We start from the raw sequence: 20,423 nt of genomic DNA, 5'->3' as shown, positions 1-20,423 counted from the left end.
CACATATCGCGCTCAGCTACGGCCAATCGTTTGCCCTGCTGGCAAACCCTCCGGGCTGTCCGGCCAGTCGTCGTGCCAGCTGGCCTCACCGCGGTCACCCTGGCGGGCGAGCGCCAGGCCCGCCAGCACCACCGCACCGCCCAGCAATTGGATCCCGGTGATGGCCTCGCCCAGCAATGCCCAGGCGGACAGCACGGCGAACATCACCTCGGACAGGCCGACCAGGGACGCGAACCTCGGCTGCAGGCGGGCGATGCCCATGATGCCGAAGGTGTACGCCATCGCGGTCGGCACGATGGCCAGCGCGATCACGGGGACCAGCCAGGAGGTGGTCAGGCCCGCCAGCGTGGTGTCGTGGGCGGTGAAGGCGAGCGGCATGATGCCGGAGACGCCGAGGAGTGCGACCGTCACCGCGCCGACGATCAGGCCGCCGGTGGCCAGGGTGATGGAGTGCAGGCCGGTGCCGTCGGCGCTGGCCTTGTCGGACATGACGAAGTAGCAGGCGGCGCAGACGGCGGCGCCCATGCCCCAGGCGATGCCGGCGAGGCTGATCTGGGCTCCGGCGTGACTGCCGGGTCCGATCAGCCCGAGCACCAGGGTGATGCCGGCGATGGCGATCGCGACGCCGGCCAGGGTCAGGGTGCTGGGGCGGCGACGGGTCGTCGCCCATACCCAACCCACCACCAGCAAGGGTGCGGCGTACTCGAGCAGCAGCGCCACGCCGACCGGCAGGTAGGTGACGGCGTTGAAGTAGCACAGCTGGGCGCCCGCGATCGGGACGGCGCCGTAGGCGATGACCGTCCCTTTGTGGCTCAGGGCTTCGCGCACCCAGCCGCGGCGCAGGACGGTCGCGACCACGGCCATGACCAGCGCGCCGCCGGTCAGCCGGGCGACCACTGCCGCGGTAGGGCTCCAGCCGGCCTCGATCAGGGACTTGCCGAGGGCGCCCGCCATCCCGAAGGTGAAGGCGGACGTGACCGCGAAGATCATGCCGGTCCGGAAGTGACCGGCTGCGGTGCCGTTCGACGCAGTCACGGGCCACCTCCGATGGTGTAATGAGTGAAGTTGAGATTGGTCATGACGCTACGGAGGGTGGGTGTAACGAGTCAAATGAATTTCAGTCATGACACGGAGCTCACGCTGCGCGCGGCATGTGTATTGGTCAACAGTGACCGCGTCGACGGTGATCAGCTGGCCGATCTGGCGGCCCTCGACGGGTATCTGAACGAGTTCGGCTGGACCGGGCGGCGCGACCGCGACGCCGACGAGCTGGCGGCGGTACACGGTCTGCGCGCGCGCCTCGGCTTGCTGTGGGCCGCGTCAGGCGACGAGGAGGCGGTGGTCGGTCAGGTCAATGCCCTGCTCAGCGACAATCGCGCCATGCCCTGGCTGACGCGGCACCCGGAGATGCCGGAATGGCATCTGCACCTGGCGGCCGACCAGGACCCACTCGTGCAGCGCATGGGCGCCGAGATGGCGATGGCCCTCGCCGACCTCATCCGGGCCGGTGAACTGCGCCGGCTCAAGACGTGCACGGCAGCGGACTGCACCGCCGTGCTGATCGACATGTCGCGCAACCGATCCCGCATCTTCTGCGACACCGGCAACTGCGGAAACCGCCAGCACGTCGCGGCGTACCGCGAACGCCGCGCGCGCGAGAACTGACGCCCGGCCGTCCGACGCGCCCGTCTTGGTTGCGGCAATGCATCGCGTCACGCGCGTCCGTCTCCTACCGTGATGACCGACAGCGGATGCAGTGTTTGAGCGGAAGGACGGGCCATTGGCCGAATTCGTAGCGGCCATCGACCAGGGCACCACCAGCACCCGGGCGATGATCTTCGATCACTCAGGTCGTGAGGTCGGACGCCACCAGCTCGAACACGAGCAGATCCTGCCGCGGGCCGGCTGGGTCGAGCACAATCCCGTCGAGATTTGGGAGCGCACCGGCTCGGTGCTGCAGACCGCGCTGAACAAGACGCGGCTGGCGGCGTCCGATCTGGTCGCGCTCGGGATCACCAATCAGCGTGAGACGACGATGGTGTGGGACAAGCACACCGGGCGCCCGTACTACCACGCGATCGTGTGGCAGGACACCCGCACCGACCGCATCGCCTCAGCGCTGGAACGCGAGGGCCATGGCGATGTCATCCGCCGCAAGGCCGGTCTGCCGCCGGCGACGTACTTCTCCGGCGGCAAGATTCAGTGGATCCTCGAGAACGCCGACGGTGTGCGCGAAGCCGCCGAACGCGGTGACGCGATCTTCGGCACCTGTGACACCTGGGTGCTGTGGAACCTGACCGGCGGCACCCGCGGCGGCGTGCACGTCACCGACGTCACCAACGCCAGCCGCACCATGCTGATGAACCTGGAGACCCTCGACTGGGACGACGAACTGTTGTCGTTCTTCGGGATTCCGCGCCAGATGCTGCCGACCATCGCGTCGTCGTCGGTGTCCGAGCCCTACGGTCTGACCGCGGCCGACGGTCCGCTGGGCGCGCCGGTGCCGGTCACCGGCATCCTCGGCGACCAGCAGGCCGCCATGGTGGGGCAGGTGTGTCTGTCGGCGGGGGAAGCCAAGAACACCTACGGCACAGGCAATTTCCTGCTGCTCAACACCGGCGAGAAGATCGTGCGCTCGGAGCACGGGCTGCTGACCACGGTGTGCTACCGCTTCGGTGACGCGAAACCCGTTTACGCACTGGAGGGTTCGATCGCCGTCACCGGTTCGGCCGTGCAGTGGCTGCGGGACCAGCTGGGCATCATCGCCGGTGCCTCCGACAGTGAGACGCTGGCCCGCCAGGTCGAGGACAACGGCGGCGTGTACTTCGTGCCGGCGTTCTCGGGACTCTTTGCGCCGTACTGGCGTTCGGATGCGCGCGGGGCCATCGTCGGGCTGTCGCGGTTCAACACCAACGCCCACCTGGCCCGGGCCACGCTGGAGGCCATCTGCTATCAGAGCCGCGACGTGGTCGACGCCATGGCCGCGGATTCCGGCGTGCACCTGGAGGTGCTCAAGGTCGACGGCGGCATCACCGCCAACGAACTGTGCATGCAGATTCAGGCCGACGTGCTGGGCGTCGAGGTGGTGAAACCCGTTGTCGCCGAGACCACTGCGCTCGGTGCGGCCTACGCGGCCGGGCTCGGGGTCGGGTTCTGGTCGAACCCCGACGAGCTGCGTGCCAACTGGCTGGAGCACAAACGCTGGGCACCGTCGTGGAACGACGGCCAGCGCGCGGCCGGATACGCCGGCTGGCAGAAGGCCGTCGGCCGTACCCTGGACTGGGTCGACGTCTCCTAGCGATTTGTGCACGATTTTCCGCGGCGAGCGCGGAAAATCGTGCATAAATCACCGGGGAGAATTGGCGTCGGGACGTGTGTCCGCCCGCGGTTAGGCTGCTAGCCGGGGGATTGACATGGCTCGGGGGCAGGGTGCGCAACTAGAGGCCAGCGGCCGGCGCTTTCAGATGCGTCGACTGATCCACGCACTGGTGCGTGGTGATACCGCGATGGTCGATGAACCGATTCGCGCGCAATCGATTTCGTATGCGTCGGGATGGCTCGCCGGACTGCTGGCGGTCGCGGTGTGCGCTGTCATCGCGATCGCGTCACCGGCCGGCGGACTGGGGGAGGCGCCGATCGTCATGGTCCGGGACACCGGCGCGCTGTACGTGCGCATCGGCTCGACGTGGCATCCAGCGCTCAATCTCGCGTCGGCGCGGCTCGTCGCCAAGTCCGCGGTCAACCCGGTGCCGGTCAATGCTGACGCGATCGCCGCCGCGCCGCGCGGGCCGCTCGTCGGAATACCCGGTGCCCCAGCCGAATTGGGCCGACCGCTCACCGCGGCAGCGTGGCAGGTCTGCGATAGCGGCCGGACAGTACTGCTCGCCGGCCAGGACACCGGCGGGCACGAGCGGGCGCGGCCGATCCTGGCGACGGCAGCGGGCGAGCACCATGCGACGACGTATCTGGTGTACGACGGCAGGCGGGCCGAAGTCGACCTACGGGATCTCGCTGTGGTCCGGGCACTGCGACTCGACGGCGTCACGCCCCGGCCGCTGTCGCGGTCCTTTCTCGACCTGTTGCCCGAAGTCCCCGCCATTGGGGCGCCAGGCATCCCGGGTCTTGGTACAACGGGGCCCGGCGGTTTCCTTGTCGGACAGGTACTTCGAGTCAACCGCGCCGACGCCGCGGAGCACCATGTGGTTCTCGCGGGCGGTCTGCAACGCGTCGGCGACGTTGCGGCCGACGTCATCCGGTTCGCCCACGGCGTGGCTGACGGCGACCTTCGGACCGTGCGACCGGCGGACATTGCCGCCATCCCGGCGGTCCACGACCTTGCGGTGTCGACCTTCCCGGAGCAGGCCCTTGCGCCTCTGCCGAGCGAGGTTCCGGTGTGCGCACAATGGCAATCGGATTCGGGTCGCGTGAATACCGCTGTCGTACCGGGGAAACCGGCAGCGCGTGAGGTGGCGCTGGTGCAAGCCGACGGCGACGGTCCGAACATCGATGCGGTGGCAATACCGCCGGGACGGTACGCGTACGTGCATGCCACCGGGGTTACCGGTGGATCGGTGACCGGCCCGCTGTACCTGGTGGCGGATACCGGCGTCCGGTTCGGCCTCCACGACGCCGATACGGCGAAATACCTTGGTGTGGAGGGTGAGCCGCTGCCGGCACCCTGGCCGCTGCTGGCCCGGCTGCCCGGAGGACCTGAGCTGAGCGTGCCGGCGGCTGAAGTGTTGCGGGACGGACTGGCGCCGTAGCGGCCGATGATCCCGCGAAATCCGGTCTCGGCCCGCCTCAAGGATCTAGAGCCGGCGCCCCGCTTCGTCGAGGACGTTGTGCAGGATGCTGTAGATCTCGTCGAACTCCTTTTGGCCGCTGATCAGCGGCGGAGCCAGCTGGATCACCGGATCGCCACGATCGTCCGCGCGGCAGTACAGACCCGCCTCCCACAGTGCGGGGGTCAGGAAGCCGCGCAGCAGGCGCTCGGACTCTTCGGCGTTGAACGTCTCCCTGGTGGCCTTGTCTTTTACGAGTTCGATGCCGTAGAAGAATCCCTCACCGCGGACATCGCCGACGATGGGAAGGTCGTACAGCTTCTCTAGCGTTGCCCTGAATATCGGGGCGTTCGCTTTCACATGAGTATTGATGCCCTCGCGCTCGAAGATGTCGAGGTTGGCCAGCGCCACCGCGGACGACACCGGGTGTCCGCCGAAGGTATAGCCGTGGGCGAACATCGTCTTGCCGTCGTTGAACGGTTCGAACAGGCGGTCGCTGGCGATCATCGCGCCGATGGGGGAGTAGCCGGATGTCAAACCCTTTGCGCTGGTGATGATGTCGGGGATGTAGCCGAAATCGTCGCAGGCGAACATCGAGCCGATGCGGCCGTAGGCGCAGATCACCTCGTCGGACACCAGGAGTACGTCGTACCGGTCGCAGATCTCACGGACTCGCTGAAAGTACCCAGGTGGTGGTGGGAAGCAGCCGCCCGCGTTCTGCACCGGCTCTAGAAATACGGCGGCAACGGTATCGGGACCCTCGAATTCGATGGCCTCGGCGATGCGGTCGGCGCAGTACCGACCGAATGCCTCCTGGTCGTGTGCGTAGGCATCGAGCGCCCGGTAGAAGTTGGTGTTCGGTGCGCGAAAGCCGCCGGGGGTGAGCGGTTCGAATGGCGCCTTGAATGCCGGGATCCCGGTGATCGCCAGGGCGCCCTGAGGGGTTCCGTGATACGCGATGGAACGCGAAATGACCTTGTGCTTGCCGGGTTTTCCGGTCAGCTTGAAGAACTGCTTGGCCAGCTTCCAGGCACTCTCCACCGCTTCGCCGCCGCCGGTGGTGAAGAAGACCCGGTTCAGGTCGCCCGGCGCATAGTTGGCGATGCGCTCGGCCAGTTCGATCGCGGGCGGCGTTGCGTAGGACCACAACGGGAAGAAGGACAGTTGCTCGGCCTGGCGGGCAGCTGCCGCCGCGAGCTCCTCGCGGCCGTGCCCGACCTGCACGACGAACAGGCCCGAAAGTCCGTCGATATAGCTCTTGCCCCGGTCATCGAAGATGGTGACGCCCTCGCCCCGGGTGATGATGGGCGGGGCGATGTCGGTGCCATGACGGGCGAAATGGCCCCACAGATGCCGCTTGGCCTTGGCCGCCAGGTCGGTTGAAAGTGCTTGTGCTGCATTGATTGTTGTCATCGCGTGCCCCAGTTGTATTGCTGTTTGACGAGCTTGAGATAGACGAGCGTTTCGGTGGACAGCACCCCGGGTACCGCTCGAATCTTGCTGTTGAGCAGGTCGAGCAGGTGGCTGTCGTCTTCGCAGACGACTTCGATGATGATGTCGAAGGTGCCGGCGGTCAGCACGACGTAGTCGACGGACGCGATGGCGGCAAGTTGGTCGGCGACCTTGGTGGTATCGCCGGTGCAGCGAACGCCGATCAAGGCCTGGCGTCCGAAGCCCATTTGAACAGGGTCCGTCACGGCGACGATCTGCATGACGCCGCAGTCGATCATGCGCTGGACCCGTTGGCGCACAGCTGCTTCCGACAGCTCGACCGCTTTACCGATGGCGGCGTAGGACTGCCTGCCATCCTGCTGCAGTTGCTCGATGATCTCTTTCGAGAGTTCGTCGAGCTGGAATGCGGTGCCGCCCCTCGGTTGGCTACTGCGCGCAGTCATCGCAGCGGCATCGGGCGGTGCATCTGGGATGGCCATGGCGTCAATTGTGCACGGATTCCGTCGTTCAGCACAATATGTTCGACGGAATCAGTCGAATGTCACGTGATTTCGAGTGGAATCCGCAGCTATGTTGGGGTAGCGTTCGGGATCGTGAGCGCAGGTGGAGGCCAGGTCATCGCAGGTAGCTTCATCAACGGAAAGATCGTGACAACGGCCGGGAGACCGTTCGAGATCATCAATCCGGCGACGGGTGCTGTCGTGGCGTCATATGCGCTGGCGACGCCCGCCGATGTGGACGCTGCAGTGGCCGCGGCTCGCGCCGCGCAGCCGAGCTGGGCCCGGGCAACTCCGGCCGAGCGAGCCACGGTTCTGGCGCGGTTGGCCCGACTGGCCGCCGAGAACGCTGACGAACTCGTGGCTCAGGAGGTCAGCCAGACCGGTAAACCGGTCCGGCTGGCGGCAAACTTCGACGTCCCCGGCAGCATCGACAACATCGACTTCTTCGCCGGTGCCGCGCGACACCTTGAAGGCAAGGCCACTGCCGAGTACTCGGCTGATCACACGTCGAGCATCCGACGTGAGGCGGTCGGAGTGGTCGCCACCATCACGCCGTGGAACTACCCGCTGCAGATGGCGGTCTGGAAGGTATTGCCCGCGTTGGCAGCTGGTTGTGCCGTGGTGATCAAGCCTGCTGAGATCACCCCGCTGACCACGCTCACGCTGGCCCGATTGGCCGGCGAAGCGGGACTGCCCGAAGGTGTGTTCAATGTTGTGACGGGGCTGGGCGCGGACGTCGGCGCAGCCCTTGCCGGGCATCGTGACGTTGACATGGTGACGTTCACCGGCTCGACGGCGGTCGGGCGACGGGTGATGACAGCGGCGGCCGTCCACGGCCACCGCACTCAACTCGAACTCGGCGGCAAGGCTCCGTTCGTGGTCTTCGATGACGCGGACTTGGACGCCGCGATCCATGGCGCGGTGGCGGCATCCCTGATCAACACCGGCCAGGATTGCACCGCGGCGACCCGCGCCATCGTGGCGCAACCGTTGTACGACGACTTCGTGGCCGGAGTTGCCGAACTGTTCGGCAAGGTCGTCACCGGAGACCCGCATGACCCGAATACCGATCTGGGGCCGGTGATCTCGACGCCACACCGGACCAAGATCGCCGGCATGGTGGAGCGGGCGCAGCGGCAAGGCGGGCGGATCGTGACGGGCGGAACAATGCCCGAGGGTTCCGGCACGTTCTACCCGCCGACACTGATTGCCGATGTCGCGGAAGACTCCGAGATCTACCGCGATGAGATTTTCGGTCCTGTGCTGACCGTGCGGCCCTTCATCGACGACGATGACGCACTGCGGCAGGCCAACGACACCGAGTACGGGCTCGCGGCCTCGGCATGGACTCGCGACGTATACCGGGCCCAGCGGGCAGCGCGCGAAATCCAGGCCGGCTGTGTGTGGATCAATGATCACATCCCGATCATTTCCGAAATGCCACATGGCGGTTTCGGTGCTTCCGGGTTCGGCAAAGATATGAGCGCGTATTCATTCGAGGAATACCTGACCATCAAACACGTGATGAGCGACATCACCTCGGCTGCCGAAAAGGACTGGCACCGAATTATCTTCGCCAAGAGGTCGTAGCCCGCGCGATCGTCGACGCCAACCCGAGGCGTCGAAAGCCTTGCGGAGCACTTCACTCGTGCAGCGCCCGAGGAATTCGGAGTGCGCGGAATTAACGTCAACAACGTCTCGCCCGGCCCGCCTGTCATGAAGTGTTTCCGAAGGTGCAGAAGTCGACGCGTCGCGTCCGGATATCGATGCGCCGCAACACTATTCCGCCCTACAGTCCCTCATCGACAGCCAGCTCGCTGAATCCAGAACTGGGCGATGGGCGCCTTGTCGATATTCTGGGACACGTGCGCCGTCTCGCCGCGGACACATATCTACTCGACACCGATCTCGGATGTCCAATTCTGCTCGACCCAGCGTCGGAATAACGATATGAGCGGAATCTTCGGCTAGGTTGTTTCGCTTCCCGACATGCGGCGGGCGAAGGTAATCACGAACGCGCTCAACGATGGCCAACCATGACCGACTTCTGTGACGAATGCCACGAATAACAGAGCGGTCTTGTTAGCACATTTAACACTCGTCGTAACTATTAGTAACAACCCGACCCTAAAGTTGTCGGAGGGTAGTAGTAGAGCGAAAGCGGTTGTCCTGCTGGGTCACTTCGCCCTGTACACACATCAGCCGTCGGCACCGTAGCCGGCATGCGGTCCGCGCCGTGTTCGTGGACCGACCAAATCACCATTGAGGAGGCCGATCAATGCCGTCAATATCCAATGTCGAGCGGCTCGAGGAACTCAGAGATTCTCAGCAGAATGCAGATACCGGACTTGCGGCCGCCAGTATGAGCGGTGTCGAGCTTGTCGCACAGTCGACCGCCGGCATCGCACCAAGCGCCGTAATGGTGTCTGGCGCAACCCTTGTGGCTGCCAGTGCGAGCGCAGGAACCTTGTATTCCTACGCCATCTCCTTGTGTGTGCTGCTCTTGGTGGGCTGGTGCGTATCCCGGGCCGCGAGGTTGCGGCCGGGCGAAGACCTGCTCTCACATATCACCGCCGCGTTCGGTAGAGCGGTCGGGTTCGTCGGGTCGACCGGCCTCGCCTTCGGGTACCTGCTCATCTCCGTCGGCTGCGTCGCCCAATTCTCGCAGTACGCCAAACCCCTTCTCGGAGTGGCTCCACCGGCGAGCGCCGGAGTGCCCGCTACTTCGATTTCGGTCACAGTGGTCTTGGAAATCGTGTGTGTGCTCTGCGCGGCTTGGATGATGATCCGCGGCGTCCGGATCTCCGCATGGACCGGTGTGGTGCTCGAGGTGCTCTCTATCGGAGCAATTCTGGTGGTGCTCACCATGGTTTTGCTTCGGCACGGGTTCAGTCTCGCGCCGCTGATGCCCACCGGAATCACGATGCAACAGGTGGTCAGCGGCATGGTACTGGCAACCCTGGGTTTCGTCGGGTTCGAGTCTGCCGCTTGTTTGTCCGTCGAGGCGAAAGACCCACAACGGACAATCCCGCGGGCAGTCACGGGCAGTGCGCTACTGGCCGGTGCGCTCTACCTGTATGGGTCTTACGCGCAGATCGTCGGATTCGGTGGTGCCGACAATCTGGTTGCCGACGCAACGCCTTTGAACACATTGGCCGACGGCCTTGGCGTGCACTGGCTCGGTCTGGCCATCGATCTGGGTGCGGTGGCCTCCAACTTCGCCTGTGTGGCCGGCTCACTGACAGCGGCCAGTCGGGTACTGCGATCGATGGGTGAGTCGCAGTTGGTGCACAGCAAGCTCGCCGCGACGCATCCCACCCGTAAGACCCCGCATGTTGCGATCATCTTGCTCAGTGCGGCCGCACTGATCGCGGCACTCGGCTTGGGAGTCAGCGGAATCAACGAGCTCGATGTGTATTCCTACACCGGAACCATGGGAACCTTCGGCTACATGATTGCCTACATGCTGATGGGTCTGGGTATCCCGATTCTGGTGCGGCGCTTGGCGCCACAGACCAGCGTTGGCGTCGCCGCCATCATCGGGCTGACCGTCACGGCCTGCCTTGCGTACGTCTTTTACCGCAACGTGTATCCGATCCCGGACTGGCCAGCAGACGTGATCCCATGGATTTTCCTGGCCGTGCTGCTCGCCGCGGCCGCGTGGTATGTCGCAGGACCAGCCCGCATCGCCCGCAGGCAGACCCGCGAATCGTCGTTGGCCGCGGAGCCGGCGCCCGAGCCCGCGAGGTGACGGTGTTCGACCAGCTAGCGCCGTGATCGCCGGCGCCCGGTCACGGCGACGGCGGCCACCGCGATGCAGATGGCGGAGCCGGGAAGGTAATTCGGCGCGACGGCCGATGGTCGGGACCGGGCGTCGGCGGGATGGCGCGCGGTGTCCTTGGTGCGGGCCATCACCTGCCGGTCGGACAGTTGCGGCAGTCTCGAATGTACCAGTGCGACAACACCACTGACGACGGGCGTGGCGTAGCTGGTGCCGGACAGTGGGCGGGAGTCTGGCCGGCTGTCGACGAGACCGTCGGCCTGTGCGCTCAGTGACACCACCGATTCGCCTGGCGCGGCGACGTCGACCCAGGGTCCGGCCAGGCTGCATGGTGATGGCGCACCGGCAGTGCTGACCGAGCCGACGGTCAGTACGTAGTCGTCGTACCACGCCGGGCTGACCACGGTGTGCACGGTGTCCCAGTCCGGCGTGCCTGGGCGTTTAGGATCGGACAGTGGATTCTGTTGTGCGCATTCACCGTTGGCGTTACCGGCTGCGGCGACCACTGTCCGTTCTCAAAACGGATGTCACACCGATGTCACAAGTAACTCCAGATCTCACGCAATGTCACAACAACAACTGATGATGGCGACTCCCGATGGTGATGCCGCCGCCATGTCAACCAAAACTTGATTGTCCGCCAGCGGACGGGCCGCCTACCGTCGAGGCTATGCCAGCAGACACACCCACAATTCTCGCGACCAGCGGCGGAATAGGCACAGGTCAGCGCACGCGGTTCGAGTTCACCGCCATGACCGACTACGCGGTCGAGCTTTCCGGTGTCACCGGGCGGCCGCCGCGCGTCTGCCTCCTGGCAACGGCGATGGGTGACGATAAGGCCTTACTGCATTCCCTCACAGAGGCGGCGCAGGTCCGTGGCTTCATCCCGTCGCACCTGGCGTTGTTCCCGATGCCCACGGTCGACGATGTCACCGCGCATCTGCTGGCGCAGGATGTCGTCTGGGTGTTCGGTGGAAGCGTCGCGGGACTACTGGCGATGTGGCGACTGCACGGCGTGGGTGAAGCACTCCGCACTGCATGGCAGGCCGGGGTAGTACTGACTGGCATCTCTGCCGGCTCGATCTGCTGGCACGCCGGCGGCACCACCGATTCGTTCGGCCCACGACTACGGCCTGTCACCAACGGACTGGGGTTCCTGCCTTACGCCAACGGCGTTCACTACGACTCCGAAGCGCAGCGCCGGCCGCTATTGCATGACCTGGTTGGTACCGGAGTTCTGCCATCCGCGTTTGCCACCGATGACGGTGCCGGCCTCGTTTACCACGGCACTCATTTCGTGGAGGCCGTCGCCGAAAACTCCGCAGCGGGAGCATATTTCGTCGAACGACGTGGCACAGCAGTCACGGAAACCGCCCTCGACGTCCGACGGCTGCACCACTGACACCTCGATCAGTCTCGTCAAAATGGTTCGGTCTTCGGTTCCGCACATGGGGAGCGGCCAGGCGGCGGGCGAATTGCTGCTTCGGCGCGCTCAGATTCAACGAGCGCGCCGACAGCTCACCGACGTGAAAAGCGGGTCGGGGTACGCGTGACGTCAGGGCTGCGGCTAATTCGTCGTTGGTTGCGGCGTGGGCGCACGTGGCGTGCCAGGTCGCTTCGCTCAGTGTGTGGGAGATCACTGTTCGCTGACATTCGGTCCCAGGCGTTGTCTCCGACTACCCCTTACAAGAGTTCGTCATTGCTGCCGAACGCCGGATTCTGTTGTAAGTAGGGGGGATTGGTCGTGGGGGATTTTTTGCCGGGCGACCGGCCGTTGTGGGGTGCTCGACGCTGGGCACAGTTAGCCATCACGTTGGTGGCCACGCTGGCTTTGGTGGTCGGCGGGGTGCACCTGTTGACCCCCGCCGAGCCCACCACCGCTGGCGATCGTGCGCCCTCGGATGCACAGGCAGTGGCTGCTACGGCGTCCGCTGCGTTCGCCGGGACTGCCCTGGCCTCCGATGGCACGCTCAGCGCTGCGGCGCGCTCGGCGAACATCCCATCTGATCCGGTGGCTGGCTGGGATCTGCCCACCGCCGACGGTCGCAGCGCCCAACTGGTCCTGCCCGCCGGCCTGGGGGCCGCCGAGCACACCCCGACCGGCCAGGTCGTGTACCCCGACCGCGGCGCGGGTTTCAGTGTGATCGCCGAGAACCAGGGCCAAGGTGGGCGCACCATCACCCGCATCCCCCAACCAGTGACCAGCACTGCGCCAGCGCCGGGCTCCTCGGCGGCGGTAACCAGCGCTGACGGGCAGGTGCTGCCGATGGTGCCGATGTTCCTGCGCACCCCTGCGCACACGGTGATGCTGGCCCACACCGACGGCGTCATCACCGTCAATCAGGCCATGCCGGCGGCAACCACCATTGCGACGATCGCCGCCCCGCAGGCTCGCGACAGTCAAGGCCGCGTTGTGCCGAGTGCCTTTGTGACCCAACAGATCCGGCCAGGTCTGTATCTGCTGGTGCAAGTGATCCACCCCGACGCCGCCACGGCATGGCCGGTGTACGCCGACCCCTGCTTTTCCTGCATGGTCGACAGCGTCGTATCCGCAGCCCACACGGTCGCCGATGCCACGGTGGTCGGCGCCAAAGCTGTGGGGACGTTCGTGAAGAACAACCCGCTGGAGTCCGCCGAGATCGTCGGCGGGTCGGTGCTCATGGTCACCGGTGTGGGGACCGGGTTCGGCGCCAGCCTGGTGCTCTCGGGCACCACCGGCCTGGTGCAGAAAGCCGCTGCCGCTGATCCGACAAACCAGGTCCTGGCCGCCGCCGGCGACGCTCTGGAAGTTACCAACTACATCAGCCCCGCTCGCAGCGTGCAAAAAGGTCTGACTGCGATCGTCGAACGAGGCGCGCAGAAACTCGGCGACGATGTCGCCGAAGGTGCCCTGCGTGATGTTGCGGCGGCCAAACCGGTCACCCCGACTCCGTCACCGCAACTGGCCAACGACATCGCCGGCGCCCTGACGCCCAAGCCGGGCGTGGGCACTCCGGCAGTGCCTACCGGACCTCCGGCAGGGCCGCTGCGCTCGGCCGATGATCGTATCCCGTTGGAGCCCCCACCTTTTGGCCCGGTCAAGCCTCCGACTGACTACAAGCCGCCGAGTGTGTCGCAGCCTGCCGGCACTCGGAATGACTGCGCCCACACCTGCGAGAACCCCGCCACCATCTACAGCCAAGAATGGACACCGGAGACCTACGACAACAAGCTGTCAGGTATCGAAAACGGTCAGTCATCAGCGACCGTGCACCGAGAGACCGACAAGGGGCAGATTGATCGGAATCGGCGCGCTGCACAAGACGGCGTTCCCAAGGGGGGAAGGGATTATGTGCTCGAAGAAGACAACCCCGCCTCCACCAAAGAAGGTGGGCAAGGAGCTCGCCTGACCTACACCCCCAAATGGGAGGGCGACCGGGAGGGCAACCAACTCCAAAGAACCTATAGAGATCAAAAGATTGGCGACGGCGATCCCTATGATCGGGTCTTCCGAGGCGATGACGGCCAAGTACGGTGTGCACCGTGTGCAATCGACCGTCGCAACGGGCAGGACGCCGCCGCAGAAGCCGCACACGCACGGGCCCAGGCCAACGTCCGGGAACAGGGCACGGCCAGTCCGTCGACATCCACTCAGCGCAGTGCCTCACAAACCAATGTCACCAACAACACTCAAGACGCCACCAGCCGTCATGGCGGAAACCGCAACAACTCGCGTGGTTCGAAGAACGGCGGCAAGAAGAACGGCGGCAAGAAAAACAAGAAACAAAGCACCAACAAGAAGCACCGCAAAGGCCAAAAATGACCTCCGCCGAAAGGTTCGTGAGCGAATGACATCCCCTAACGAGTTGCTCGCCGAATTCGACGTCTTCCCTGATCACGGCAGCGTCCTAATCGGGGACGCCGGTGAGATCGTGGTGCCAGATGATGTACCAACATGGGGGGTCAACATGGCCACCGCCAGTGATCACACCCTGATGGTGATCACGATGTCCGCCGACATGGCTGATGAACTGGGCCGAAACGTCGCCGTTCGGGTGTACCGAGGGACCGACCCCACAGGGCTGGGTGAACTCGCGTTCGACGGCACTCTGACATTTTCAGAGCCCAATCTGGCCGTGGGTGAAATCCTCATCGACGTCGAAGACCACCATCACGTGGCCATCAATCGGACCGGCCCCGTTCGGCTACAGGTCTACTGGCGCAACACCATTCCAGAAGTATTCCCTGATCCAACAGATCTCAACATTTTGATCAACGACACGACGTAGTTGAAACCTAGGGAGATGCAGCGGAAGTTCGCGCTCTTCGTCGGGGCACTTGAGCACCAGGTCTGTGTCTCGTTACTAGAGAAACGAGACACGGCAACGGGCCTATTCGTCGCCGTTCATCGGCCCAGGTCGTGGTGTCTCATTTTCTTGTCTCACACCGCGTGCCTCACATCCCCGCTGTCGTAGGCAATGAGGCAGTCACCAGGTATGGCGACGATCCTGGGGTACGCCCTTGGCAGCACCATCGGCCAAGGCCTCGACACGCAACTGACGGTGCTCACCGGCGCCGGCGTGGACGAGGACCGGGTTTACACCGACAAGCCCTCCGGCGCCGCGGCAGCGTCTGGATCAGCGAACCCGCTCGCAGGCCAGCGCGGACCAGCAGCGGTCCGAGGCCGTGGGATCGGCGCACGGAGCCAACGAGTCCCGCCGGGGAGAATCCCAGAGCGGCTCATCGGCATCCGGCCATACGGAAGGCAAGAGCTCGAAGGGCAGACAGAAGCCGAAACGGCGTAAGAGTAAGTCGCATCATAACCATCCGTAGGGCAAACGAGAGCGGCGAATATTCCCCGGTCGGCGGTAGCATCGCCGACCGGGGAATATGCACACCAAGGCGGGAAACGAGATGAGTTCCAATCAACCTCCGGCAGTCCCGAAGGCGCGGCCGCCGGTATCCCATTCTGTGCGGTGCCCGGTGACCACGGACCAATTGCCCGAACACCCAGAATTCCGCCGGATCATCGTCCGAGATACCGGCGACACACCGTCGGCCGCTGACTGGCAACTGCTGGCGGACTACATGTCGCGGCACCCTCACCTGGGCCTGTTCGTGAGTATCTTCGGCGACGAGGTAACCAACCTGGACTTCCTTGCCGAGTTCGGATGGCTGAAAACACTGACCGTGGAATGCATGGCTCTGCAGTCGGTGGAGGGCTTGCGGCGTCTACGACAGTTGGAATCGCTGGATTTGGGGCCGACGAAGCGGCGGGTATCGCTGGAGGTGCTGATCGAACTACCTCAGTTGACGGATGTGTCGATCACTGATCATTCCCCCGAGGTCGATGTTCTCGGCCGGATTCGCGGGCTGCGGTCGGTGAGCTTGACCAGCGTCAAACGCGACGATTTGGAATTCCTCACCGGTGCAACATCTTTGAGATGGGTGGCCATCACGTTGGGGCGTGTCAGTGATCTGTCTGCACTGACACGTCTGCCACACCTGATGTCGTTGGTCATATATCGCACGAAAATCACAGATCTGGCCCCGATCGGGGAATGCACTTCCCTTGTGCACGTGTTTCTGGAATCGCTACCGGTCGGGGTGTTGCCCGACCTGCGCGACCTCCGCGAGTTGATTTCGATGGAAGTCGAGAAACTCAAAGGTCTCGATGATCTCACCCCGATCGCACGCGCCCCGCACCTGCGGTATCTGCGGGCGCAAAGCAAAACCCTGCAGCCAGAAGATTTCATGGTGCTGGCGGGCCACCCCACCTTGGAGGTGATCGACGCGAACCTGCGCACGGACAAGCTCAGCTACCAGGTCAACCAGATGCTCGATCTGGACCGCGACGCCACCAACCCGTACTACCAGAGGGCGTTTAAACACGAACTCGCCGCCCGCATCAGCGGCGAACAATAAAACACACACAACGAGAATCAGAGGTTTCGCCAGTGGACCCGTTCTTCCTCGACGACGAAGACCCCGCATCCGTGGCCCTGCTGCTGAGCACGGGCGATCTGACCGTAGACACGGCCGTGGAAGCGCACGGCCATACACCCAACGGCGACTTCTGGACAGGGGTCGCCGAATACCTGATCAGCAACTACCGCCCAGATCTGTCCGATGTGTTCGAATTCGACCCAGAGGCAGGAACATTCGCCGCGTACGGTAATCGTGACCAGCTGCTGGCACTGGCCGACCTGATGCGCCCTGCGGTGACCGACTCCGATGCGATCGGAGCGCTCATCTCTACTGCCACCGCGGCTGGCCACGAATTCGACGGCTAGGAACAAACGAATCTCAAAGTGCTTCAGGTCGACCTCAAGGTGCTCGATGATCTGTGTCCGCTCGCGCAAGCGCCCGCTCTGCGATATGTGTGGTTGGCAAAGTGACACCCTGCAACCCGAGGCGTTCACCGTGTTCGCAGGCCATCTGTCCCTTGAGTGCATCGACGCCAATCTAGGAGCGGACAAACGAAGCTATCGAGTCAGCGCACCTATGCCAACTGAGGCGATGGTTCGGTCTCTGGAGGGAAGTGAATATTGATGGATCGGCAAAGTGCAGAGCATGAACCAACGGTGCTCCATGGAAATCGGTACCGACGAATGGCTTTCCACTTGCCCGTAGAAGACGATGATCCTGACCACCCCTGGCCTCCATACGCGGTTGAAACCATGTGGGTAGAAGCGCTTGGCAAGGATCGATACCGCGTCGACAATATCCCGTTCTTCGTCAAGCCGCTCGCTGTAAACGATATCGTCCGAGGTCAGCGATCAGATCCCAGTAGCGATTTAGTTTGGTTTTCTAGTCGCCTGGAATGGTCGGGACGTTCAACTGTACGAATTGTCGTTTTTTCGGACGAGGATGAAATCCTTTCAACACTGAGTGATATGGGATGCTCTTATGAGAGATTGCGTCAGATCATTGCAGTTGATATTTCCGACGGCGAAGTCGTCGAGCGAGCACATGCTTATCTGACGGGTAAAGCGCTTAGCGGTGCCTTAGAACTTGAGGAAGCATGTCTGCCTGACAGCTTCCTACGTTGACGCCAAAAGGCCTCGGCTGGTTGCCTCACCTACCGAAACTGGCGCTTAACCATTCAAGTCTTCCCGTGCATTGCGGTCACCGATTCGCAACGCCTGTAGGAGTTCGACGTTGGTGGCGAAGTAGGGCAACGGGGCCATCCGGCTACGCTGGGCCTGGCGCCGCGGCAAGGAGGTCGCCGACATCATCTCTGAATTGACCACAGAGAACGCCACTTTCGATGAGTTATCGCGATGATCGCCGGCGCCCGGTCACGGCGCCGGCGGCGACCGCGATGCAGATGGCGGTGCCGAGGAAGGCGATTCGGCGCGACGGCCGATGGTCGGGACCGGACGCAGGTGGTGCCTGTGCGGCGGCGACCCGCGCGGGGGCAGGTGCCGGCGTACCGCCGCTTACCGCGGCCAACGGGTCGACAACACCGCGTCCGACCTGTGCGTTCCAGCCGTCGGCGGGATGGCGTGCGGTGTCCTTGATGCGGGCCATCACTTGTCGGGCAGAAAGTTGTGGCAGTCGCGAACGGATCAGTGCGACAACACCACTGACGACGGGTGCGGCGTAGCTGGTCCCGGACAGCGGGCGGGAGTCTGGCCGGCTGTCGACGAGACCGTCGCCCTGCGCGCTCAGTGACACCACCGATTCGCCCGGCGCGGCGACGTCGACCCAGGGCCCCGCCAGGCTGAATGGTGATGGCGCACCGGTCGGGCCGACGGAACCGACGGTCAGCACGTAGTCGTCGTACCACGCCGGGCTGACCACGGTGTGCACGGTGTCCCAGTCCGGCGTGCCCGGACGTTTGGGATCGGACAGTGGATTCTGTTGTGCGCATTCACCACTGGCGTTGCCGGCTGCGGCGACCACCACGACATTGCGGACATCTACGGCGTAGGCCAGTGCGGCACCCAGCGACCGGTCGTCGAGCGGGTCTGCGGCGGGCATGCAGGCCACGGACGAGATGTTGATGACGGTGGCGCCCGCGTCGGCTGCCGAGCGGACGGCGCGGGCGAGTGTCTCGACATCGCCGACACCGGATACCTCATGATCGTCGGAAAGCCGGAATTTGTTGCTGGACTGGCGAATCGTCATGATGGCCACATCGGGCGCCACACCGCTGAAGGTGCCAGGTTCGGTGGCCGTGGCGCCGATCAGGCCGGCGATTGCGGTGCCGTGGCCGTCGCAGTCCTCAGTACCGTCACCGGAAGAGACGTAATCACCGCCCGCGACCAGGTGCGGTAGCAATCGGTGCCGGGCGACGCCAGTATCGATCACCGCTACCGTCTGTCCGTTGCCGCGGGAAAGCGGCCACACCGCAGCAAGATTGAGCATGTCGAGCTGCCCTGCGGGGCGTGCGTCGACCGACTTCGCCGTCGAGCACCGGTCAGACTGTTCGGTTCTGCCGGGCGGTGCCGGTGCCGCAGGTCCGGGTAGTTGACTGTGATCAACCGGCTTCGGGGCAATGGCATATGCGCACGGAGCCGCGGATGTCATCGCGACCGTCAACGCGACGGCGATCACCTGATCGCGGTGTCTCATCCGCCGCGTACGAATCTGAAAACGTCTGCGGCCCAGAGCGCCGACGGAGCCATCGCGACCAGCGCCGCGTATTCGAGATACACCAGGCGCCGGCCCGTCGTGGCGCTCACCGGCCCGATCCGCTGGGCACCCAGAACCACCGCCATGACGCCGCCCCCGAGCCAGGCCGCCGAGCTGAGAAACACCATCACAGTGACGACCAAAGCCCCAGTGGTGCAGATCATTCCCGCGATCAGGACACTCCATCGGCGTGCCGGAAGCTGGTAGGACGGCGCTCGCAATGCGATCGCTGCGGCCACCACCCAGCTGAACACCAACGTCGCGGTGCTGGGCCGGTGCACGGCGGCCACCGCCACCACGATCGCGCCGATCGCCGCGGCCGCAGCCGCGCCGATCACCAACGCCGTGAGCACCAGATGCGCACGTGCGACCCGCTCAGCGTCGCCGTCCGCGACCGTAGCCGAAGGCGGCGTGAGTCCGGCGACGGTGACAGCGCTCCGCGGTGCGGCCGACAGCGCTAACAAAGCCACCGCGGTCACGGCCACGCCGGTACTGGTCATCGGTAGCGACCAGACGCTCGCCGCCGCCGTCGCCACGATAATCGGCGCCGAAAACGAAGCGGCCGCAATAGATACGTGATATGCGCCGATCCGCAGCAGGACGAAGGCCACCGCGAATGCCGCCGCGGAACCGAGGAGGACATTCGAGGCCGCCGGTCCGTCCGGAACGGCCGAGAACCCGGCCGCGAAAGCGAGTATCACGGCAGCGACCGGCCACTGCCCATGGCCGGACCGCCACGCCACCGTCAGCGCGGCCAGCGCGCCACCACAGCTGACCACGGCTGCTGTGGGTTGATCACCGTGCATGGCGGACCAGATCAAGATCACGGCGGCGACGCTCACTGCCCACACCCCGAGTACGGGCCCGACCAGATGAGCGGTCGGACCAGCAGGGGCGTGGTCGGCGGCCATCTTCGCCGTGTGCGTCCGCAGCACGCCGAGTTCCGGGGTCGTGCTGCGCAGCAGTTGCAGCACGTCGCCGTCGTGAACGCCGTTTTGTCTCAACGACAATGAGCCGTCGATCGGGTCGCCGGCAGCCCGGTCCAGGCACCAGCTCACGCCATCGGGCGACTCCTGCGGATGAGCCAGCGCCACGATGTCAGGTAGTAGCGAGTCCACCGCGGCACCCGCTGGCAAGACCAGATCGGTCGTCTCGCTGGTGCGTTCGCCGTGGAATCGCACCGAAAGCCGACAAAGAGACTCGGACATCGCACCCCCCGGATCGACATGCCCGATCTCACGGTAACCGCCCGTCGAACCCCTGCCCGACACGAAAATCGATGGAACCGAA

General features: G+C 64.6%; 16 protein-coding genes and 1 pseudogene. 11 read left to right on the top strand and 6 right to left on the bottom strand.

Going from position 1 to position 20,423, the window contains the following annotated elements; translation table 11 throughout:
• Nucleotides 1-12: 12 nt before the first annotated feature.
• Complete coding sequence (locus AC1U2B_RS14970; protein ID WP_480217743.1) at nucleotides 13-990, bottom strand: EamA family transporter; 978 nt, start codon at nucleotides 988-990, stop codon at nucleotides 13-15.
• A 120-nt stretch (nucleotides 991-1,110) separates the two neighbouring features.
• On the opposite strand from AC1U2B_RS14970, the gene AC1U2B_RS14965 reads away from it, so the two are divergent.
• The 3 genes from AC1U2B_RS14965 to eccB all read left to right on the top strand — a co-directional run bounded on the left by AC1U2B_RS14965 (nucleotide 1,111) and on the right by eccB (nucleotide 4,763).
• Nucleotides 1,111-1,665 (top strand): CGNR zinc finger domain-containing protein, encoded by a 555-nt coding sequence (locus AC1U2B_RS14965; protein WP_480217411.1) that lies wholly within the window; start codon nucleotides 1,111-1,113, stop codon nucleotides 1,663-1,665.
• Nucleotides 1,666-1,780: 115 nt separating this feature from the next.
• On the top strand, nucleotides 1,781-3,298 hold the full coding sequence (glpK, locus tag AC1U2B_RS14960) for a glycerol kinase GlpK (protein ID WP_480217410.1): 1,518 nt from the start codon (nucleotides 1,781-1,783) through the stop codon (nucleotides 3,296-3,298).
• 115 nt (nucleotides 3,299-3,413) lie between these two features.
• Nucleotides 3,414-4,763: a type VII secretion protein EccB gene (eccB, locus tag AC1U2B_RS14955; protein ID WP_480217409.1), complete on the top strand. Its 1,350-nt coding sequence runs from the start codon at nucleotides 3,414-3,416 to the stop codon at nucleotides 4,761-4,763.
• 45 nt (nucleotides 4,764-4,808) lie between these two features.
• On the opposite strand, the gene AC1U2B_RS14950 is transcribed toward eccB, so the two are convergent.
• Nucleotides 4,809-6,194, bottom strand: a complete 1,386-nt coding sequence (locus tag AC1U2B_RS14950) for an aspartate aminotransferase family protein (protein ID WP_480217408.1) — start codon at nucleotides 6,192-6,194, stop codon at nucleotides 4,809-4,811.
• Nucleotides 6,191-6,712 carry an Lrp/AsnC family transcriptional regulator gene (locus AC1U2B_RS14945; RefSeq protein ID WP_043401886.1) on the bottom strand — a complete coding sequence of 174 codons (522 nt, stop codon included), beginning with the start codon at nucleotides 6,710-6,712 and terminating at the stop codon, nucleotides 6,191-6,193. Before AC1U2B_RS14945 ends, AC1U2B_RS14950 begins: the two co-directional genes overlap by 4 nt.
• Nucleotides 6,713-6,826: 114 nt before the next feature.
• Here AC1U2B_RS14945 and AC1U2B_RS14940 point away from each other — a divergent pair, with 114 nt between their 5' ends.
• Together AC1U2B_RS14940 and AC1U2B_RS14935 are read left to right on the top strand one after the other, a co-directional pair.
• On the top strand, nucleotides 6,827-8,323 hold the full coding sequence (locus AC1U2B_RS14940) for a gamma-aminobutyraldehyde dehydrogenase (RefSeq protein ID WP_480217407.1): 1,497 nt from the start codon (nucleotides 6,827-6,829) through the stop codon (nucleotides 8,321-8,323).
• 688 nt (nucleotides 8,324-9,011) lie between these two features.
• Nucleotides 9,012-10,484, top strand: coding sequence for an APC family permease (locus AC1U2B_RS14935; protein WP_480217406.1), 1,473 nt, complete (start codon nucleotides 9,012-9,014; stop codon nucleotides 10,482-10,484).
• A 128-nt stretch (nucleotides 10,485-10,612) separates the two neighbouring features.
• Here AC1U2B_RS14935 and AC1U2B_RS14930 read toward each other — a convergent pair.
• Nucleotides 10,613-11,020: pseudogene (locus tag AC1U2B_RS14930) on the bottom strand (S8 family serine peptidase); the annotation flags it as partial.
• A gap of 164 nt (nucleotides 11,021-11,184) precedes the next feature.
• Between AC1U2B_RS14930 and AC1U2B_RS14925 the strand changes: the two are divergent.
• The 6 genes from AC1U2B_RS14925 to AC1U2B_RS14900 all read left to right on the top strand — a co-directional run bounded on the left by AC1U2B_RS14925 (nucleotide 11,185) and on the right by AC1U2B_RS14900 (nucleotide 17,545).
• Nucleotides 11,185-11,916, top strand: coding sequence for a Type 1 glutamine amidotransferase-like domain-containing protein (locus tag AC1U2B_RS14925; RefSeq protein WP_480217405.1), 732 nt, complete (start codon nucleotides 11,185-11,187; stop codon nucleotides 11,914-11,916).
• Between the two features lie 738 nt (nucleotides 11,917-12,654).
• The gene (locus tag AC1U2B_RS14920) at nucleotides 12,655-14,316 is read left to right on the top strand and encodes a NucA/NucB deoxyribonuclease domain-containing protein (RefSeq protein WP_480217404.1); all 1,662 of its coding nucleotides are present in this window, start codon (nucleotides 12,655-12,657) and stop codon (nucleotides 14,314-14,316) included.
• 43 nt (nucleotides 14,317-14,359) lie between these two features.
• A complete protein-coding gene (locus AC1U2B_RS14915; protein WP_480217403.1) occupies nucleotides 14,360-14,782 on the top strand; it encodes a hypothetical protein in 423 nt (140 codons plus the stop codon).
• Between the two features lie 694 nt (nucleotides 14,783-15,476).
• A complete protein-coding gene (locus AC1U2B_RS14910) occupies nucleotides 15,477-16,418 on the top strand; it encodes a leucine-rich repeat domain-containing protein (RefSeq protein WP_480217402.1) in 942 nt (313 codons plus the stop codon).
• Nucleotides 16,419-16,450: 32 nt separating this feature from the next.
• Complete coding sequence (locus AC1U2B_RS14905; protein ID WP_480217401.1) at nucleotides 16,451-16,786, top strand: Imm51 family immunity protein; 336 nt, start codon at nucleotides 16,451-16,453, stop codon at nucleotides 16,784-16,786.
• A gap of 318 nt (nucleotides 16,787-17,104) precedes the next feature.
• Nucleotides 17,105-17,545, top strand: coding sequence for a DUF4265 domain-containing protein (locus AC1U2B_RS14900; protein WP_480217400.1), 441 nt, complete (start codon nucleotides 17,105-17,107; stop codon nucleotides 17,543-17,545).
• 223 nt (nucleotides 17,546-17,768) lie between these two features.
• On the opposite strand, the gene mycP is transcribed toward AC1U2B_RS14900, so the two are convergent.
• Together mycP and eccD are read right to left on the bottom strand one after the other, a co-directional pair.
• Nucleotides 17,769-19,073, bottom strand: coding sequence for a type VII secretion-associated serine protease mycosin (gene mycP, locus AC1U2B_RS14895; RefSeq protein ID WP_480217399.1), 1,305 nt, complete (start codon nucleotides 19,071-19,073; stop codon nucleotides 17,769-17,771).
• Complete coding sequence (gene eccD / locus AC1U2B_RS14890) at nucleotides 19,070-20,341, bottom strand: type VII secretion integral membrane protein EccD (protein ID WP_480217398.1); 1,272 nt, start codon at nucleotides 20,339-20,341, stop codon at nucleotides 19,070-19,072. Before eccD ends, mycP begins: the two co-directional genes overlap by 4 nt.
• Between the last annotated feature and the right edge of the window lie 82 nt (nucleotides 20,342-20,423).

Source organism: Mycolicibacterium sp. P4_G11, assembly GCF_056555145.1.
This window is presented reverse-complemented; position numbering and strand designations above follow the sequence as displayed.

Bases quoted from the DNA above. Each gene is read 5' to 3' on its own strand.
- AC1U2B_RS14950 (WP_480217408.1), bottom strand. From the start codon at position 6,194: ATGACAACAATCAATGCAGCACAAGCACTTTCAACCGACCTGGCGGCC.
- eccB (WP_480217409.1), top strand. From the start codon at position 3,414: ATGGCTCGGGGGCAGGGTGCGCAACTAGAGGCCAGCGGCCGGCGCTTT.
- eccD (WP_480217398.1), bottom strand. From the start codon at position 20,341: ATGTCCGAGTCTCTTTGTCGGCTTTCGGTGCGATTCCACGGCGAACGC.
- AC1U2B_RS14945 (WP_043401886.1), bottom strand. From the start codon at position 6,712: ATGGCCATCCCAGATGCACCGCCCGATGCCGCTGCGATGACTGCGCGC.
- AC1U2B_RS14970 (WP_480217743.1), bottom strand. From the start codon at position 990: ATGATCTTCGCGGTCACGTCCGCCTTCACCTTCGGGATGGCGGGCGCC.
- AC1U2B_RS14965 (WP_480217411.1), top strand. From the start codon at position 1,111: ATGAATTTCAGTCATGACACGGAGCTCACGCTGCGCGCGGCATGTGTA.
- AC1U2B_RS14900 (WP_480217400.1), top strand. From the start codon at position 17,105: ATGGCTTTCCACTTGCCCGTAGAAGACGATGATCCTGACCACCCCTGG.
- AC1U2B_RS14935 (WP_480217406.1), top strand. From the start codon at position 9,012: ATGCCGTCAATATCCAATGTCGAGCGGCTCGAGGAACTCAGAGATTCT.
- mycP (WP_480217399.1), bottom strand. From the start codon at position 19,073: ATGAGACACCGCGATCAGGTGATCGCCGTCGCGTTGACGGTCGCGATG.
- AC1U2B_RS14925 (WP_480217405.1), top strand. From the start codon at position 11,185: ATGCCAGCAGACACACCCACAATTCTCGCGACCAGCGGCGGAATAGGC.